This is a genomic window from Streptomyces yangpuensis (assembly GCF_024666385.1).
GTDB lineage: Bacteria > Actinomycetota > Actinomycetes > Streptomycetales > Streptomycetaceae > Streptomyces > Streptomyces yangpuensis.
Genome location: NZ_CP102514.1, coordinates 5717775 through 5734430 on the forward strand (window position 1 = coordinate 5717775; position 16656 = coordinate 5734430).

Below are 16656 nucleotides of genomic sequence, written 5' to 3' on the forward strand. Positions count from 1 at the left end.
TCTAGTCCACCGCCGCGTTCTTGGTGGCCTCCTTGACGGCGATGGACGCGACACCGTACTTGTCGAAGATCTTGGTGACGGTTCCGTCGTCGATCAGGGCCTGCAGCGCCTTCTGGATCGCGTCGCTGAGCTGCGGCAGCTTCTTGGACACGGCGATCCCGTTGGGCGAGGCCCCGTAGCCGCCGGCGGCGGCCGGGTCGTCGACGACTTCGAAGGCATTACCGCTGTCGGCGGTCTTGGCCGTCCAGCCTGCGGCGGGCTTCGTCTGCACCTGGGCGACGACCTTGTCGGAGCGCAGGGCGAGCTGGGCGTCGGAGTCCTTGGGGAAGGTCTGGATGTCGATCTCGGCCTTGCCCGCGGCCTTGCACTTCGCCTGGTGTTCCTGGAGGAGGTCCAGCTGGTTGGTCGCCGCCTGCACCGCGGCCTTCCTGCCGCACAGGTCGTCCAGGGTCGTGATCTTCTCGGGGTTGCCCTTGACGACCATGATCCCGGACCCGGAGACGGAGTAGTCGACGAAGTCGACGACCGCCTGCCGTTCCTTGTTGTCGGTCATCGCCGACATCGCCGCGTCGAACTTTCCGGCCTGGATGGCCGGCACGATGCCGTCGAACTTCTGCGGCGTGAACGCGAACTTCACGCCCAGCTTCGCGCCGAGCGCCTGACCCAGGTCGTAGTCGAGACCGGTCAGCTCGGGCTTGCCTTCGGTCACGAACATCTCGAAGGGCGCGTACGGGACATCGGTGGCCACGCGCACCACACCCGACTCCCTGATCTCCTCGGGCAGGGCGGCGTGGAGCGCCGCGTCCTTGGCGATCGTGACTCCGGCCACCGTGGCGGCGGGCGCCTCGGCGGCACCGCCAGAGGCGTCGTCCCCGCAGGCCGAGACCGTCATGAGGATCGCCACGGACAGGGCGGAGGCCGTCGACACGCGACGGAGGGACGGGGTTGGCATCACAGGTAACCCTCTCGGAAGATCGGCCGGCGACGACTGCGTGCGTCACCGTCTGGCATGCCAGGAAATTACACGGATGGCCTGTAGTTGGCTAGATGTAACTCAGGTTTCATAGCAGTAACGGTCCGCGATCTGTCGACGAGCGCGCGCACCCAGGGCTCTCATCTGCCCAATCGATGCTTCAGAGGTTCGGCGGCCCACATTCTGCGTTACATCTATCGCTGTTGGTGCGAGGCCTGTACTTTCCGTTGCTGCAAGCCGCAGTGGCTGCTTCGCCGCTTCGCTGCGGTTCCCCTCACCGCTGCTCACGGAGGACCCATGCGTCCGTTCCCCCACCACACCCACCACGCCCACCACGCCCACCCCACCCACCACGCCCGCCGCATCGCCGCATGTCTCGTGGCCGCTCTCGCGGTCATCGCCGGCGGGCTCGTCCAGGCCGATCCCGCGGAGGCCGCCGCCGGCCGGATCCGCCTCGGCAGCTCCGCGGATGCCGTCCGGGCCATCTGGTCGGGCCCCGCCTTCACCATGAACGGCTCCGGGGGCATCGTCTCCGCCTCCACGGCCAAGGCCGTCGACGCCATCCGCGGCGGAACCGGTTCGCTCGACGTGGTGGTGCTGGCGGCGTCGGCACCCGGTTCCGGCAGCAGAACACCCGAGTGCGATGCGGTCATGCGCCTCAGCGGTGTCAACTCCTGCACCACGTGGACGCTCACCAAGGCCAGTGACGGCAACAACGCGCAGGCCAACACCGACATCCGCAACGCGGAATTCGTCTACTTCGCCGGCGGCGACCAGTGCAAGTACGCGGCCTGGAAGTCCACCTCGCTCCGCGCCTCCGTCCAGTCGGTCGTCGCCAAGGGTGGCGGCTCCGGCGGGGGCAGCGCCGGCCACCACATCAACAGCTCCGTCGTGTACGACGCCTGTCAGGGGAGCATCACCTCCAGCGAGGCTCTGGCCAACCCCTATGACCCGTACGCGACGTTCACCACGGGCATGTTCGACTGGCCGAACTACGCCAGCACCATCAACGACTCCCACTTCGTCACCCGCGACCGCATGGGCCGCACCATGGCCTTCGTCGCCCGCGCGCTCAAGGACGGACTCACCTCGGGCGGAAGGGCGTGGGGCGTGGGTGTCGAAGAGGGCGGTTCCCTTTTCATCGACAAGAACGGTCTGGCAACCCTCTCAGGTGCCGACACCTATGTCGTCCTCGGCGACCACACCCCCGAGAAGGCCGTCGCGGGACAGCCCCTCACCTTCTCCGACTTCAAGATCTGGCGCCTGACCTCCGGCCACACCTTCGACTTCAAGAACCGACCCACCTGCGGCTACTACCTCAGGAGCGTCACCGACGGCGTCACCGACAGCAACCTGTACAACGGCACACCCGTCACCAACTGCTGACACGAGCGCGACCGGTCCCAGGGGCGCGCAGCACGGCCCCTCCGGGACCGGTCCGTGTCGCGCGTCAGCCCGCCGCTTCGTGCTCACCGCCGGACAGGCCGGCGATGCACCCGCCTTCACACACGTCACGGCCCGCCTTCGCGTTCCTCGACGGCGAGGACGGCCCCGCACCAGGCCGGACACCCCTGGCCGACACTGCATCAACCGCTTGAAGCAGTGGCGGGGCATCGCCACCCGCTACGAGAAGACCGCGACCATGTAGCAGGCCGGGCTGCACATCGCCGGCATCTTCTTCTGGTCTGCCAGGTGATTCAAACGAAACCGCCTGGGGTGGCTTCAGGGTGCTGAAGAGGTCAGGCGTATGCGTAGTCGGAGGACGAGTACTCCGAATAGCAGCCGGCCATCGGGCGTGGAACGTCGTGGCCGCACTGGGCGCAGTTCACCGGGCGACCTCCGTCCCGGCCGCGAATGGTGATCCACTCACCACTCTTGCCGGTTAGCACATGACGTAGGTCCTCCTTCCCGTGCGCTCCCAATTCGACCGCTGTTTTTGCAAAGTCGAGGAAGGACAGGCGGCGTGTGCACGATGGGCACCGAACGTCAACGACCTTCAGAGGCCCTCTGAGATCCTGGGCGGGTACCTCGAGATACTCGGCCAGCTTCAATGTCTCGGCCTCGTCCATCTCTCGCATACCCGCTGCCTCGTCGCACGCGAGCCTGGAGATAGACCCGCTCGGCACCTGGTACGTCCGAGTCTCGTCAGGCCTGCACTCAAGGAATTCCAGAATCTCGTCGAATGTGAGTTGTGGTTGCACTTCCGAGTCCTTCTCTCCGATCCGACTGCGGATAAGTCCACACCGTGCTCACCCCTTCAGGTTCGTATCGATCGTCTCACGAAGTAACCGACGATGCTCGACCGGTGAACGTTCCACCATTCAACGTGGAATGGCGGGAAGGGATCCGAACTTGATACCGGCGCATCCTGCCTTGCTGGCGCAACGGAGTAACACACTCAGCACGTTTGTCGGTCAAGTGGTCGCGCGATGGAAAGGGTTCACCCTCTGCGGACCCCACGGACTGTGTTGGCGGGGGCCGGTGGCCCCAGGGGCCTTCGTCGGCCAGCACAGTTGCTTTTGAGCCACCGAGGGCGTTGCCCCGGGTGTGACGGGGTGGGGAGCAGGGCAGCGAATGCGGATCGGAATCCTGACGAAGGCATTCACTGCCGAGCTGGTCGACGCGGCGCTTCGTCCTGGCCCTGTGCCTGTTCGCCCGGGAGTCGTACGAGGAGGTGCTGCGCGTGCTGACCAGCGGGACACCGGGCAGCCGGGCCTTGGCCAGGGCGAACCGGTCCTCGTTATGCCGAGCGCGGTCCCGGCCAGGTCAGGATGTGCTGGAGACCCTGTTCAGAGAGGTGGCCGGTGGTGGCGTCAAGGGGCGCCGCCCCGTGGTTTCCCACGGGGCGGCGCCCTTCTTAGCGTGACAAGGACAAGTCGGCTCAGTGCGGAGTTTTCGAACCGAGTTCGCCAGGCTTTCTTGGAACCCACGGAAGCACGGTGCGGGCTTCCGCGGGATCCGGTTCGGTCATGACGACGCGCCACTCGTCCTTGTTGCCGCCGCCTACGACCCGGACGTTGATGTGTTTGACCTGTTCGGTGCCGTGGAAGTAGAGCACGACGGTCTGCCGGACCGACCCCTCGTCGTAGAACTCCGCCGTCACCTTTCCACGGGCTCCCTTGCCGAACGCCGCGATCCAGTTGGCGGCGGTCTTTTCAGGGGAACTCCTGTCGTGGTCGTCCGCGAGGCGCGCCAGTTCGCCGGCGTTTCCGTCGGCGATCTGCCACACCACTTCCTGGGTGATCCCCAGCGATCCGGTGGTCGGGTACCCGACCACCGCCAGCGGCTCGTGCGAGCCGTATCCGGTGGCGTACCGTGCGTCATCGGCGTCGTACTCGGAGGAGCATCCGGTCAGCACGGTCAAGGCCAGCGCGGCAGCGAGAACGGCCCGGAGGGACGGCGACTGTCTCACTACGCGCCCACCGGCCGGATGGCGATGATGCTGGCGATCGGCGTGTGGTCCGCCCGGTTCCTGGAGATGACCGAGCTCAGCGTGTCGTGCGCGCTGTAGCCGTGCTGGGCGATCCTCACGGCGCCCTGGTTGTTGCCGGTCACGACCGCCGCGTGGTCGTACCGCGAGGCGCCCTGCCATCTGAAGAGCAAGATGTCTCCCGCGCGCAGGTTGTAGGTCTGGGTGATGTAGTACTTCTGACGGTAGTCGAAGTGCCTACGCAGATTCTCCGCCGCCGACCAGGTGTGGCTGTTCTTCGGGACCCAGCTGAAGGTCGGATTCCTCCACCAAACCTTGTCCGAGCTGTACCACCCGGTGCGCATCTTCATCCGGCCGCCGTAGTACATCGCCTTGGACACGAAGTTGGTGCAGTCCTTGGTGCCGTACTCCTTGTGGATCCTGCCGGCGTTGTTGTAGGCCCAGCTTGCCGTGCCCGACCCGTTGACGTACGCCGCAGTACGGACGCCTGCCTCCGGTGTTTCCGAAACGGGGAAGCCGTCCTCGCCCATCGTGATGGACCCGGTGTCGTCGGCGGGTGCGCCCGTGCTGTCGGCCGGGACGGCGGCCACCTGGGATCCCGCTGCGGCCGTGGCGGAGAGGGTTTGCCCTGCCTCCGTGTCGTCGGACTCGGACTCAAGTTTCACGGTCCCGCCCGACACGGCGAACACGAACCGCTTGGCGAACCGGTCCTCCGACACCTGGTCGACCCCATCGACCCGCAGGGTGACCGTCTGTATGACAGTGGTCCGCACGAGCACCCGGTCGGCCGACCCGTTGACGGTCATGGCGTCTGTCAGAGCCGAGGAGATACCTACGTATGACTGGCCTCTGGCTGCCAGGGCCTCGGCATTGGCCACGATAGCGGCTTCCTGCGTGTCGAGGACCTCGCTGAAGACCGGCCCGTACGAGGTTTCCGCGGCCGCGTCGGCCGTGGTGGGGCTGACCCCGGTCACGACCTTGTTGCGGGCGCTGAGGTACGCCTGGATGTAGTCCTTGTAACGGGCCTCACCCCCTGCCACGACAGCGCCCTTGACCAGAGCGGTCCGTGTCACGGGGCCGCTGCCGACGGCGTTCTTCGGCGTCACCGCCACCCGGTAGGAGGTGGCGTTGTCCAGCCCGGTGAAGACGGCGCGAGTTGCCGGACCTTCCCAGGTACCGACGACCGTTCCGTCAGCCTTCTCGGCTTTCACCACATATGTGATCTCGCTGTTCGCGCCGCCGTTCATCGGTGCGTTCCACATTGCGAGCAGTCCCGTATCGCCGGCGGTGGCGACAACTTCGGTGGCCGTTTCGGGGGCGGTGGGCGGCAGGTACTCGATGGTCAGCTTGGGCCGCTTGACGGGGTCGGTAGCCGCCCCCGAGTGGTAGGCCGCAGCGGCTTCCGTGCCGGGGACGGTCAGTGCCATGCCCTCGTTGCCGCCGCGGTCGATCCAGGACTGCACCAGAACGCCGAACTCGACGTCGCTAAGTGCCGTGCTGGAAGAGTAGGTCTCGCCACCAGCAGCCGTGAGGAGTTCCTTGCCGCTCTGCGTGGAGGTCCACGGAGAGGACAGTTCGTACACGTCGGGCTGTTGAACCGCGCACTGCGTGGTGCAGTCCGACCTGGTCAGGACCAGCTTGGCCGAAGTGACCCGCGCACCCTTCGGCAGAGCGGCGAGGTCGGCCTTCAGGTGCGTGGCCCAGGTGTGTCCGTCGGCTGTACCGACGCGGAGCGTGCCGGCCGGCGGTGTGGCGCAGCCTGCCGTGTCGCAGTCGGTAGCGGTGGACACACCCACGAGCGAGGCGTCGCCGACGACCAGGGACTGGGTCGCGGGCATGGGAGGCAGGGGCTGGACCCGTACCGTGATGCTCTGGTCGGCAGACCAGGGCGAGCAGCCGACGCCGGTGCAGGCGCGGACGGACCAGCGGTAGGTGGCTCCGTCCGCGAGCTTGCCCTCGGGGATCTGCAGGGCGGCCCGGCTGCCGCTCTCCACCGACACGGGGGGCATCGGAAGGTTGGGGATGGGATTGCCGGCCGCGTCCTTCAGCGAGAATTCGGCATTGATTCGGGTCTGCGATGCAGTGGTGACGACGGCGGAGAGGATGGGCGTCAGGGTCTGCTGGGCGCCGGCCTGCAGGTCGCGTGGGGCGTCGGGCAGGGGGCTGACCGTGAAGGTGGTCCAGTTCGACCAGGGGGACCAGCTGTTGCTGTAGTGCGTGCCGTCGTAGGGCGAGGTGCGGAAGCGGTACGTGCGCCCGTGCTGGAGCACGCCCGCGGGTACGACGACGGAGGCGGGGGTGCCTTGTGGGACGAACGGTGACACCAGGTTGCCACCGATTTGGGTGTTGGTGGCGGCGTCGAAGATCTGGAAGGTGCCGTTGACCGTGTCGCCGTTCTTGTCCGCGAACGTGTCGCGCAGGGTCGGCGTCGTCGTCTCGACGCGCCAGGCGGGGGTCTTGTCCTGGACGAACGGGGGACCGGCCTCCTGCTTGGTGCCGGTCTGCGGACGGTAGTTGTACGTCACCGTCAGCTTCGGCGGGTTGGAGGTGGCGTTCGCGGAGTTGACGCGCTTCCACTGCCCGACGACCGACTCCGACGTCGCGCGCAGGCCCATGCTGGACAGCGGGGCCTTAGCGGACGCCCACGTCTGGACGAGGGTGGTCACGTCGGCGTTGATCCAGCCGTCCGGTGCCGAGCCGCAGCCGGGGTTGCCGCGGGTCTCGCTGGAGGTGGCGTACTTGGTGCCCATGGCGGGCTGGTTCGTCCAGCGCGATGCGGTGCTCGGGGTGCCCGAGTCCCACACCTCCCACGGCTGCGCGACGCAGTCGGTGTTGCCCGAGTGGAAGTTCCACAGGGACAGCTTGGCGTCGGAGACCAGTGCGTCCGCGATCGGCGCCGTGTTCCACGTGATGAACGAACGCGCGGTGCGGAAGGTGCCGTTCGCGTTCTTGGTGCCCGGGTTGCCGAGGTCGAGTTCGGTGTCGTTGGACCAGTCGACGGTCTCGCCCTGCTGTACGTAGGTGTCGAACACGTTGCCCAGCGCGGACGTTGAGGGGTCCACGGTCACCGGGTACTTGGTGGCCGGGTCGGCGAGGAACTTCGCGTCCGGAGTGACGACCAGGTCGACCGTTCCCCTGCCCTGGACGACCTTCATCGCCACGGGCACCTTGCGGGTGTGCTCGCCGGAGACAGGATCGACGGTGGAGTCCCACATCACCGGCGCCGGCATGACCGCGGTCTTCTTGCTCTTGCGGTCGGTGAACTGCACGCTTCCGTCGGCCTGCTGCTCCACCTTCAGGCCCTTGGCCACCAGCGGCAGGGTGTACGAGTAGGTCCCTGCGGCAGGGCGCTGCTTCAGTTCGACGAACTGCTCGAAGCCGCTGCGCGTGGCCTCGATGACGACGTCACCGCCGGGGACGGCGTTGGTGTACTCGGCGCGGGGCCCGTCGAGCCTGGGAGACGGCAGGGCGCCCTTCCACTTCAGGGTGATCTGCTGGTCGCCCTCGCCCAGAGTGACGAGATCGGTGCTGATGTAGTTGACCGAGGGTGTGGCCTGGGGCGAGGCCTTTGCCATCCGGGGGAGGCTGCCCGCGGCCAGCTTCAGGCCCTGCGGGTGGGCCTTGGACGCCACGGACCCGTCCGGGGCGTGACCCAGGGTCACGTCGACCCCGCGCCAGGCGCGTGCCTGCTGGTCGTAGAAGCGGATCGGTCCGGCTGCCACCTCGGTCGTGAGGGTGCCGTTCGGATTCACCCATGTCGTGGACGTCTCGGACCGCTCCGAGACCGCCTCCACGCGGTGTCCCGCCGTCCGCGCGGCCACCCGGGCGCGCGCGAGGTTGAGTTCTTCGGTCACGGTGGCGGACTTGGCCGTGGCGGCCGGAGCCGCAGCGGCGTCGGCCGGGTGTGAGCTCTGGATCAGGGTGGCGGTCACGACGAGTGCCGCTCCGCCCGCTATCCAGTGGGTGGTCCCCCAGGGCCCTCTTCCGCGGCGTCTTGCCGCGGAGAAGCGAGTAGCCATACTTCCTCGGTCTTTCTGCGAGTACCCGATGATCTAGGTACGAGGGGAGCAACGTAACGCCCTGACCAGGCAGTTCGTTCCGGAAAAGGGGCATGGGGGGCATGATTCGCGCCACAGTGACGCATTTGTGATGTGTCATTGCCGGCGGACTCGGCTCGGCCTCGGCGCGTCCTCAGGACCGCGTAGCCGTCCTGGGGTGGGAAGCCTGGTCGGCGGTGAGGTGCCGTAGGCCTCGCCGTGCTGCACCGGACCTGCCGCGTTTCGGCATCCTCGACCGGGCCGGCGAGGGTGCCGTGTGACGGCTGCCGGACCCGCCCGCGGTCGGTAGCGCCATGGGGCTAGGTGGATTGATCACGAGCGTTGTTGACACTCGGCAGGTCTTGAACATGGCGAAGACCTCCGGTGTGGTGGGAGCTGTCTAGGAACTCACCGCACGGAGGTCTTCGTGTCCCACCGTAATGCCCGCCTGACCGTCTTCGGTAGGCGGTTGCTGGTCGACCGTGTCGCATCGGGCGGCCCGGTCGCCCACGTGGCCGCCGAGATGGGTGTCTCGCGGGCCACCGCCCACAAATGGGTCCGCCGGTGGCGGACCGAGGGCGAGGCCGGCCTGGCCGACCGCTCCAGCCGCACACACACGATCCCGCGCAAGACAACTGCCGCGGGTCGAGGCCCGGGTGTGTGACCTGCGGCGGGCCCGCAAGCTCGGACCCGCCCGGATCGGCCCCGTCGTGGGCCTGCCGGACTCGACCGTGCACCGGATCCTGACCCGGCACGGCCTGCACCGTCTCGCTTGGAACGTCTTCGTCCGGTCTTGCCGAGCGCGCTATTGATCGTTTCCCGGGCATCGCCGTCGGCGCCCTGTACCAGGTTGGAGCACGTGGCCGGAACCTTGGCCAGGTCGTCCTGGCCGAGTGCCTCGGTCCCGCCCGCGGCCTGCTGGGGCGACACCGACTGCACGGTGGGGGCGACCTGTTCGGCCTGCGGCCCGGCGTTGCCGGCGAGCGCCGCGAAGAAGAGGCTGCCGATGACCGCCACGCCGAGCGCGGCAGCGAGCCGGCCGGTGGCATTGATGATGCCGGAGGTGGCGCCTGCTTGCGCCTCGCGGCCTACCCGGCCGACTGGGGAGGCTGTGGTATTGGCCCCCGGGCCAGCGGACGGAGCCCGGGGGGCGAGACGCATGCGAAGCTGGCCGTGGCCGACCGGAAGACGCTTCTGACCACCAGCGCCAACTCGGTCAGGACCGATGTGAATCAGCCAAGTACTCAAGTCCCTGCCGATCACGGATGGCGCTCCAGGAGGATGGCGGGTGATGGACACGACTTCTCCGCAGGCGGAGGACCCGCCCGACGGATACGGGCCCTTCGCGCATCTCACCGCCCCGAACGTGCTGCTCTACCGCGCAGTGATGAGGGCCTTCCTCGTCGCCAAGGAGCGGTTCGCCGTGCATCTGCGGCCCGAGGACGTGTACGCGGGGCTGGCCTCCGGCGCCCGGCCGACCGAGCTGGACGCCGTGGTCAAGGCACTCGACAGCCTGGTGGGGTGGGGGAATCTGCGGGCCGACCCGGACACCGGTCGGGTCACCGCCGTCGAGGACTTCTACCGGAAGCGGTTCATCTACCAGCTCACCCGGGAGGGCGAGGCGGCGGAGGAGGCTCTGTCCGCGTACGACGAGGCGCTCGGGCGGCGGGGCGCGCTGCAGGCCGTCGCTCTGCACGACATCGTGACGCAGTTGAGGGCCCTGCTCGTGCTGGCGGCCGAGGAGGAGCCCGATCCGGCCAAAACGCATCTCGCGTTGGACGGGCTCGCGAGCCGATTCGGTGCGCTCGCCGACAACGCGCGGGCCTTCATGGGCTCCCTCCAGCGGACCATCGACCTGCACGACGTGGGGGAGGAGGTCTTCCTCGCCTACAAGGACCAGCTCATCCAGTACCTGGAACGGTTCATCCAGGACCTGATCACCCTCGGTGGGCGCATCGCCCGGCTGATCCTGGAGCTGGAGGAGGGCGGGAGCATCGAGCGGCTGTTGCGGGCCGCGGCCTCCCGCGAAGCGGCGGACGCCACCCCGCAGGAGGCGGCGTACGCGGCGCAGGCCGCGTACGAGCGATGGGCCGGCCGGTGGGCAGGGCTGGCGGCCTGGTTCCTCAGCCGGGACGGCCGGGAGTCGCAGGCCCGGCTGCTGCGCGGCCGGGCACTGGGCGCGATCCCCCAGCTGCTGGCCGTCGTACGGTCGCTGAACGAGCGGCGGGCCGGGCGCTCGGACCGCTCCGCCGACTTCCGCACCCTTGCGCGCTGGTTCGCCGAAGCGTCCGACGACGACGCCCGACACCGGCTGTGGCGCACCGCCTTCGGGCTGTACCCGGCCCGGCACCTCACCGTGGACGCGGAGACGCTGGCCGCCCGCCACGCCCGTCCCGAGCCCGCGGCGACCGCGTGGGCCGATGCCGCACCACTGCGGATCAGCCCGCAGCTGCGCCGCACGGGAAGCTACGAGCGGCGCGGCAAACCCCGCAGGGTCGAGGACCGGCAGCAGGCGCGCCGCGTGCTCGCCGAGACAGCCGCGAAGCAGGCCGCCGAGACCGCAGCGGCCCGGGCGCGGCTCGTCACGCACGGGAGCACGAGGCTGTCCGGGCTCGGCGAGCTCGACCCCCTCAGCTTCCGGCTCTTCCTCCAGCTCCTCGGCGACGCGCTCGCCACCTGGCGGCCCGGCATGACGCACACCGCGGCCACCAGCGGCGACGGCTCCATGGAGATCCGGCTCACCGCACCGACCGACGGGTCCACGGCCCAGGTCCGCACACCGGACGGAATCTTCCGCGGCCCGGACCACACCATCGAGATCGTCGATCTCACCGAAACACGAGGAAGGGGCGGAGCGTGATGACGACCCCGCTCGCCGAAGTACTCGAGGGGCAGCACGCCGCCGAGCGACGCAAGGCCGCCCGTGCCCTGCTCAAGCAGCCCCTGCTGCTCGCGCACGGCGCCCACGCCGACGAGTTCCGCCTCGTTCGGCGGCACGCCTCCGAGCTGCGCGAGTGGTTCGACCGCAACACCGGCTGGTCCCTCCAGGTCGACGCCGAGACCGCCCGGCTGGGCAAGATCCCCGGCGTTCCGGACGACGCCACGCACCCCGCGCGAGAGGTCACCCGCAGCGGCGCCCCCTTCACCCGCCGCCGGTACGTCCTGCTCTGCCTCGCTCTCGCCGCCCTCGAACGCGGCGAGGCCCAGATCGCGCTGGGCCGCCTCGCCGGCCAGATCATGCTGGACGCCAAGGACCCCCAGCTGGCCGCGACGGGTATCCGGTTCACCCTGGACCGCCGAGACGAGCGGCTCGACCTGGCCGCCGTCGTACGGCTTCTGCTCCACCTCGGAGTCCTACGGCGCGTCGCCGGCGACGAGGACGCGTACGTCAGTGGAGCCGGCGACGTCCTCTACGACGTCGAACGGCGGGTCCTCGCAGGTCTCCTCTCCACCCGCCGCGGCCCCTCCACCGTCCGGGCCGAAACGCTGGATGCCCGGCTCGCCGAGCTCTCCGCGGAAACGGCCCTGGACAGCGACGAACTGCGCTTCCGCGCCATGCGCCGCTCGCTGACCCGGCGGCTGCTCGACGATCCCGTCGTCTACTACGACGAGCTGACCGACGCCGAACTCGGGTACCTCACGCGCCAGCGCGGCTTCCTCACCGCCCGCATCAACGAACTGACCGGGCTGGTCGCCGAAGTGCGCGCCGAAGGCATCGCCATGGTCGACCCCGAGGACGATCTCACCGACGTCCGCATGCCGGAATCAGGGACCCGCGGCCACGTCACCCTCCTGCTCGCGGAGTACCTCACAGCGGTAGGGAGTCCGGTCGTCCCCATGGCCGACCTCGAGCGCCGCGTCGTCGAACTGGCGGCCGAGCACAGCGGATTCTGGTCCAGATCGGCCCGCGAGCCGGGTGCCGAGGGTGACCTGGCGGAACAGGCCGTCGCCCGGCTGGCCGCTCTCGGCCTGGTCGCCCGTACCACCGCCGGGGTCGTGCCGCGCCCGGCGCTCGCCCGCTACGCGGTCGGCGAGACCGTCCTCCTCGAACCCCGTACAGCCGGTACGCAGGTTCCGGCGCAGCGAAAGGCGTACCTGCCTTGACCCGTTCCGCACCCCCCGCCCCCGCGCGCCCCCGCTGGCAGCCCCTGCGGATCGGGCTCGTAGACCTCTTCCACTACGACGTGGAGGAGTTCCACTTCCGAGACGGCCGGCTGCTGCTGCGGGGGAACAACGGCACCGGCAAGTCCAAGGTACTGGCCCTGACCCTGCCCTTCCTCCTGGACGGGGACCTCAGCGCCCGCAGGGTGGAACCGGACGGGGACGCCGGCAAGCGGATGGAGTGGAATCTCCTGCTCGGCGGTGAGCACCCGCACGCCGAACGCCTCGGCTACACCTGGGTGGAGTTCGGCCGTCGCGACGAGGTGAGCGGCGAGGAACACTTCCGCACGCTCCTGTGCGGACTCAAGGCCGTCAGCGGGCGCGGTATCGCCCGCCACTGGTGGGCGGTGACCGGACAGCGGATCGACCACGGCCCCGCCGACGTGCGCGCGGACGGGTCACTGAGCCTGCTCGACGCCACCGGCACCGTCCTGTCGCGGGACCGGCTCGTCGAGGCGGTCGCCGGACGGGGGATGGTCCACGACCAGGCCAAGGCCTACCGCCGGGCTGTCGACGAGGCGCTGTTCGGCCTCGGGGAGCAGCGCTACGCGGCCCTCGTGGACCTGCTCATCCAGCTGCGCCAGCCCCAGCTGTCCAAGCGTCCCAACGAGGCCGCCCTCTCCCGCGCCCTCACCGAGGCCCTTCCGCCGATGGACCAGGCCGTCATCACGGACGTGGCCGAGGCGTTCCGCTCGCTGGACGAGGAGAAGGAGGAGCTGCGGGCAGCCGGGGCGGCCGAACGCGCGGCCTCCGTGTTCCTCGACCACTACCGGCGCTACGCCCGCACGGCCTCCCGCCGCCGCGCACGCCTCCCGCGCAGCGAGCACTCGAAGTACGAGCAGTTGCTGCGCGACCTCGCCGAGGCACAGGCCGGCAAGGCCGCGGCGGAGCAGGACCGGGCGGCTGCGGAGGAACGCGTCGCCACTCTCGTCGAGACCCGGGCGAGACTGGAGGCGGCCGACGCAGCCTTGCGCGAGGGCCCGGAGATGCGCAGCGCCCACGAACTGGAGCGGGCCGCGCAGGCGTTGGACCGGGCGGAGAACGACCGTGCTCGCACACGCGACGACCGGGAGAGGGCCTCACTGCAGCACACCAAGGCGCTCGGCCGCCTCGGTGCCGCGGAGAACCGGCTCAGGGCCGCCCGGGAGCTGTCCGGGGACACGCTGCTCAGGGCCCAGGAGGCCGCTGCGGCAGCCTGGCTGAACCTCCCCGGCGACGAAGGACAGGAACCTGCCGACCTGCGGGCCGCGGTGGCCGAAGCCACCGACCGCAGGCGCCGCACCCTTACGCATGTGGAGGCGCTCGCCGACCGGGCCGAGGTGGCGGCGGCTGCGCGCCGGGCTGCCGTACTCCGGCTCGACGAGACGGAGACGGAGCTGGCGCACGCCGCCGAGGCGCTGGACACGGCCCAGGACGCGGCGCAGGCTTCCGGACGGGCGCTGGTCGATGCCGTTCGCGCGTACGCGGACCGGTGCGGGGAACTGACGTACGCCGACCCGGCCGGACTTCTGGACGAGCTCCAGGAGTGGACCCGGCACCAGGACGGCCCCTACCCGGCGCGCCGCCTGGCCACGGAAGCGCACAGCGCCACCGCAGCGGTACTTGCCGACCAGGCGGCACAATCAGCCCACCACCAGGCCGGCCTGGCCGCCCGGACCCGCGAAACCGAGCAGGAACTGGCCGGGCTCGAGTCCGGCGGCCGGCGCGGGCCGCAGGCCCCGTACACCCGGACCCCCGGCCTGCGGGAGCAGGCGCCCGGTGCCCCTCTGTGGCGGCTGATCGACTTCAGGGAAGAGGTCACGGCCCACGACCGCGCCGGGCTGGAGGCGGCCCTGGAAGCGTCCGGGCTGCTGGACGCGTGGGTGCGACCCGACGGAGTGGCCCTCGCCGCAGACGGTCATGACGTGATTCTCGCCCCGAACACCGGACCGGTCGAGGGGGCCTCGCTCGCCGACGTGCTGCGCCCGGCCGTGGACCACGGCGGCGCGCACGCCGCGCAGGTCGGCGTGGAAGCGGTGGCCAGGCTGCTGGAAGCGATCGGCCTGGGCGCGAACTCCGGGGTCACGGACGGCACCTGGGTCGCGCTGGACGGACGCCACCGGGTCGGCGTCCTCACCGGCCGTTGGACCAAACCAGGGGCCGAGTACATCGGAGAGGGCGCCCGGGAAGCCGCGAGGCGGACCCGGATCGCAGCCCTGCGGGCTGAACTCCTCCGCCTCCAGAAGGAGTCGGCCGCCGTGCACACGCAGGCGCAGGCTGTGGCGGCCCGTCGTCGCAGGCTCGACATCGAGCTGGCCGCCGTGCCCGACGATGCGCCCCTGATCCGGGCCCATGCCGACGCCGCAGCCGCCGCGGACACCGTGCGCCGGGCCCGGACCCGGCGCGACGAGCGGGCCGCAGAGGCGGCGGATGCGGCCGAGCGGGCCGAGTCGGCCACGGCCGACCTCAAGGAGACGGCAGCCGATCTGAGGCTGCCCCCGGACCGGCCGGCGCTGGCCGCCGTACGGCAGGCCCTCGCCGAACTCGACGTCGTCCTGGCCGGACTCTGGCCCGCACTCCGCGAGCGGAGCGAGGCGTCCCGGCAGGCGGACGACGAACGTGAAGAGGCGGTTCGGGCCGGGGAGCGCACCGCCGAGCTGGCCGTTCGTGCGGAGGAAGCCGCCCGTGAGGCGGCAGCGGCGGACGAGCGACTGGCCACACTGCGTTCGACCGTCGGCGCCGCCGTCGCAGAGCTGGAGCGGATGCTGGCCGAGACCGCGGAGGCCCTGCGCGGCTGTGCGGCCGACCAGCAACGCACCCAGGAGCAGCACACTGCGGCAGACCGGCGGGCCAGCCGGGCCGAGGGGCGCATCGAAGAGCTGGAGAAGGCCGTCACCGAAGCCGCCGCGGCGCGTTCCGAGGCCATCGCCGCGCTCCAGCGCTTCACTGCCACAGGGCTGATCGCGGTCGCGCTTCCCGACCTCGCCGTACCGGCCGCGGACGACGGCCCGTGGGCGCCCACCCCGGCCATCGCCCTGGCCCGCGCCCTCGAATCGGAACTGTCGACGACGGACGACTCGGACGGCGCATGGGAACGCGTACAGCGGCGTCTGGGCGAGGAGTTCAAAGCCCTCCAGGACGCACTGTCACGGCACGGCAACACCGCCTCGGCCCGTATGGTCGAGGACGGGATGATCGTGGACATCGTCTACCAGGGCCGTGAGCGAGCCGTACCCGAACTCGCCGAGGCGCTGGCGGTCGAGGTCGGCGAACTCACCCGCATCCTTTCCGCACACGAGCGTGAGATCCTCGAAACCCACCTCATCACCGAGGTGGCAGGCACCCTCCAGGAACTGATCGCGGCCGCCGAACGGCAGGTTCGGGCCATGAACGCCGAGCTGGAGGAACGGCCCACGTCCACCGGCATGAGGCTGCGCCTGGTGTGGCGGCCCTCCCGCAAGGCCCCGGCCGGCCTGGCCCAGGCCCGCGGCCGCCTGCTCCAGACCGCTGACGCCTGGACGGCCGAGGACCGGGCCGCGGTCGGCGAGTTCCTGCAGACGCAGATCGCCCGCCAGCAGACCGAGGACGCGGCGGGCAGCTGGCTGGAACACCTCACCGCCGCCCTCGACTACCGCTCCTGGCACGAGTTCGCCGTCGAACGCCGGCAGCACGGCCGCTGGGTACCCGCCACGGGACCCGCTTCCGGAGGCGAACGCGTCCTGGCCGTGTCCGTTCCCCTGTTCGCCGCCGCCTCCTCGCACTACGCGAGCGCGGGCAGCCCGTACGCGCCGCGCCTCGTGACCCTGGACGAGGCATTCGCGGGGGTCGACGACGATTCGCGCGCCAAGTGCCTGGGTCTTCTGCGCGCTTTCGACCTGGATGTGGTCATGACCAGCGAGCGGGAGTGGGCCTGCTACCCGCAGGTGCCGGGCATCGCCATCGCCCAGCTCGCGCGCGTCGACGAGGTGGCCGCCGTCCTGGTCACCCGCTGGGAGTGGGACGGCACAGCCCGCACACGCCGCGAGGACCCCGTGCGTCCGGCACAACCGGAGGCTCTGTGGGCGTGAGGGGTTTCT

At 70.2% G+C, this 16656-nt stretch carries 9 protein-coding genes and 2 pseudogenes; 6 read left to right on the forward strand and 5 right to left on the reverse strand.

Going from position 1 to position 16656, the window contains the following annotated elements:
* Position 1: 1 nt before the first annotated feature.
* Positions 2 to 928, reverse strand: a complete 927-nt coding sequence (locus NRK68_RS26105; protein WP_257856918.1) for an ABC transporter substrate-binding protein — start codon at positions 926 to 928, stop codon at positions 2 to 4.
* A 342-nt stretch (positions 929 to 1270) separates the two neighbouring features.
* On the opposite strand from NRK68_RS26105, the gene NRK68_RS26110 reads away from it, so the two are divergent.
* Positions 1271 to 2359: a hypothetical protein gene (locus tag NRK68_RS26110; RefSeq protein ID WP_257856919.1), complete on the forward strand. Its 1089-nt coding sequence runs from the start codon at positions 1271 to 1273 to the stop codon at positions 2357 to 2359.
* A 353-nt stretch (positions 2360 to 2712) separates the two neighbouring features.
* On the opposite strand, the gene NRK68_RS37095 is transcribed toward NRK68_RS26110, so the two are convergent.
* Positions 2713 to 3051: a DUF8243 domain-containing protein gene (locus NRK68_RS37095; protein ID WP_494487897.1), complete on the reverse strand. Its 339-nt coding sequence runs from the start codon at positions 3049 to 3051 to the stop codon at positions 2713 to 2715.
* Positions 3052 to 3578: 527 nt separating this feature from the next.
* On the opposite strand from NRK68_RS37095, the gene NRK68_RS36960 reads away from it, so the two are divergent.
* Positions 3579 to 3839, forward strand: coding sequence for a transposase domain-containing protein (locus NRK68_RS36960; RefSeq protein WP_373024527.1), 261 nt, complete (start codon positions 3579 to 3581; stop codon positions 3837 to 3839).
* Positions 3840 to 3854: 15 nt separating this feature from the next.
* Here NRK68_RS36960 and NRK68_RS26120 read toward each other — a convergent pair whose 3' ends face one another.
* The 3 genes and pseudogenes from NRK68_RS26120 to NRK68_RS26130 form a co-directional block, all read right to left on the reverse strand.
* Positions 3855 to 4385 carry a hypothetical protein gene (locus tag NRK68_RS26120; RefSeq protein WP_257856920.1) on the reverse strand — a complete coding sequence of 177 codons (531 nt, stop codon included), beginning with the start codon at positions 4383 to 4385 and terminating at the stop codon, positions 3855 to 3857.
* Positions 4385 to 6412, reverse strand: coding sequence for an amidase domain-containing protein (locus NRK68_RS26125; RefSeq protein WP_308296343.1), 2028 nt, complete (start codon positions 6410 to 6412; stop codon positions 4385 to 4387). The genes NRK68_RS26120 and NRK68_RS26125 overlap by 1 nt, the downstream gene beginning before the upstream one ends.
* A 150-nt stretch (positions 6413 to 6562) precedes the next feature.
* Positions 6563 to 8335: pseudogene (locus tag NRK68_RS26130) on the reverse strand (DNRLRE domain-containing protein); the annotation flags it as partial.
* A gap of 532 nt (positions 8336 to 8867) precedes the next feature.
* Here NRK68_RS26130 and NRK68_RS26135 point away from each other — a divergent pair.
* The 4 genes and pseudogenes from NRK68_RS26135 to NRK68_RS26155 all read left to right on the forward strand — a co-directional run.
* Positions 8868 to 9216, forward strand: a pseudogene (locus tag NRK68_RS26135) (leucine zipper domain-containing protein); the annotation flags it as partial.
* A 515-nt stretch (positions 9217 to 9731) separates the two neighbouring features.
* Positions 9732 to 11300: a TIGR02677 family protein gene (locus NRK68_RS26145; RefSeq protein ID WP_183068314.1), complete on the forward strand. Its 1569-nt coding sequence runs from the start codon at positions 9732 to 9734 to the stop codon at positions 11298 to 11300.
* Entirely contained in the window at positions 11300 to 12544 is a 1245-nt protein-coding gene (locus NRK68_RS26150; protein ID WP_183068365.1) for a TIGR02678 family protein, read from the forward strand. The genes NRK68_RS26145 and NRK68_RS26150 overlap by 1 nt, the downstream gene beginning before the upstream one ends.
* A complete protein-coding gene (locus NRK68_RS26155) occupies positions 12541 to 16647 on the forward strand; it encodes a TIGR02680 family protein (protein WP_257856921.1) in 4107 nt (1368 codons plus the stop codon). The genes NRK68_RS26150 and NRK68_RS26155 overlap by 4 nt, the downstream gene beginning before the upstream one ends.
* Positions 16648 to 16656 lie beyond the last annotated feature (9 nt).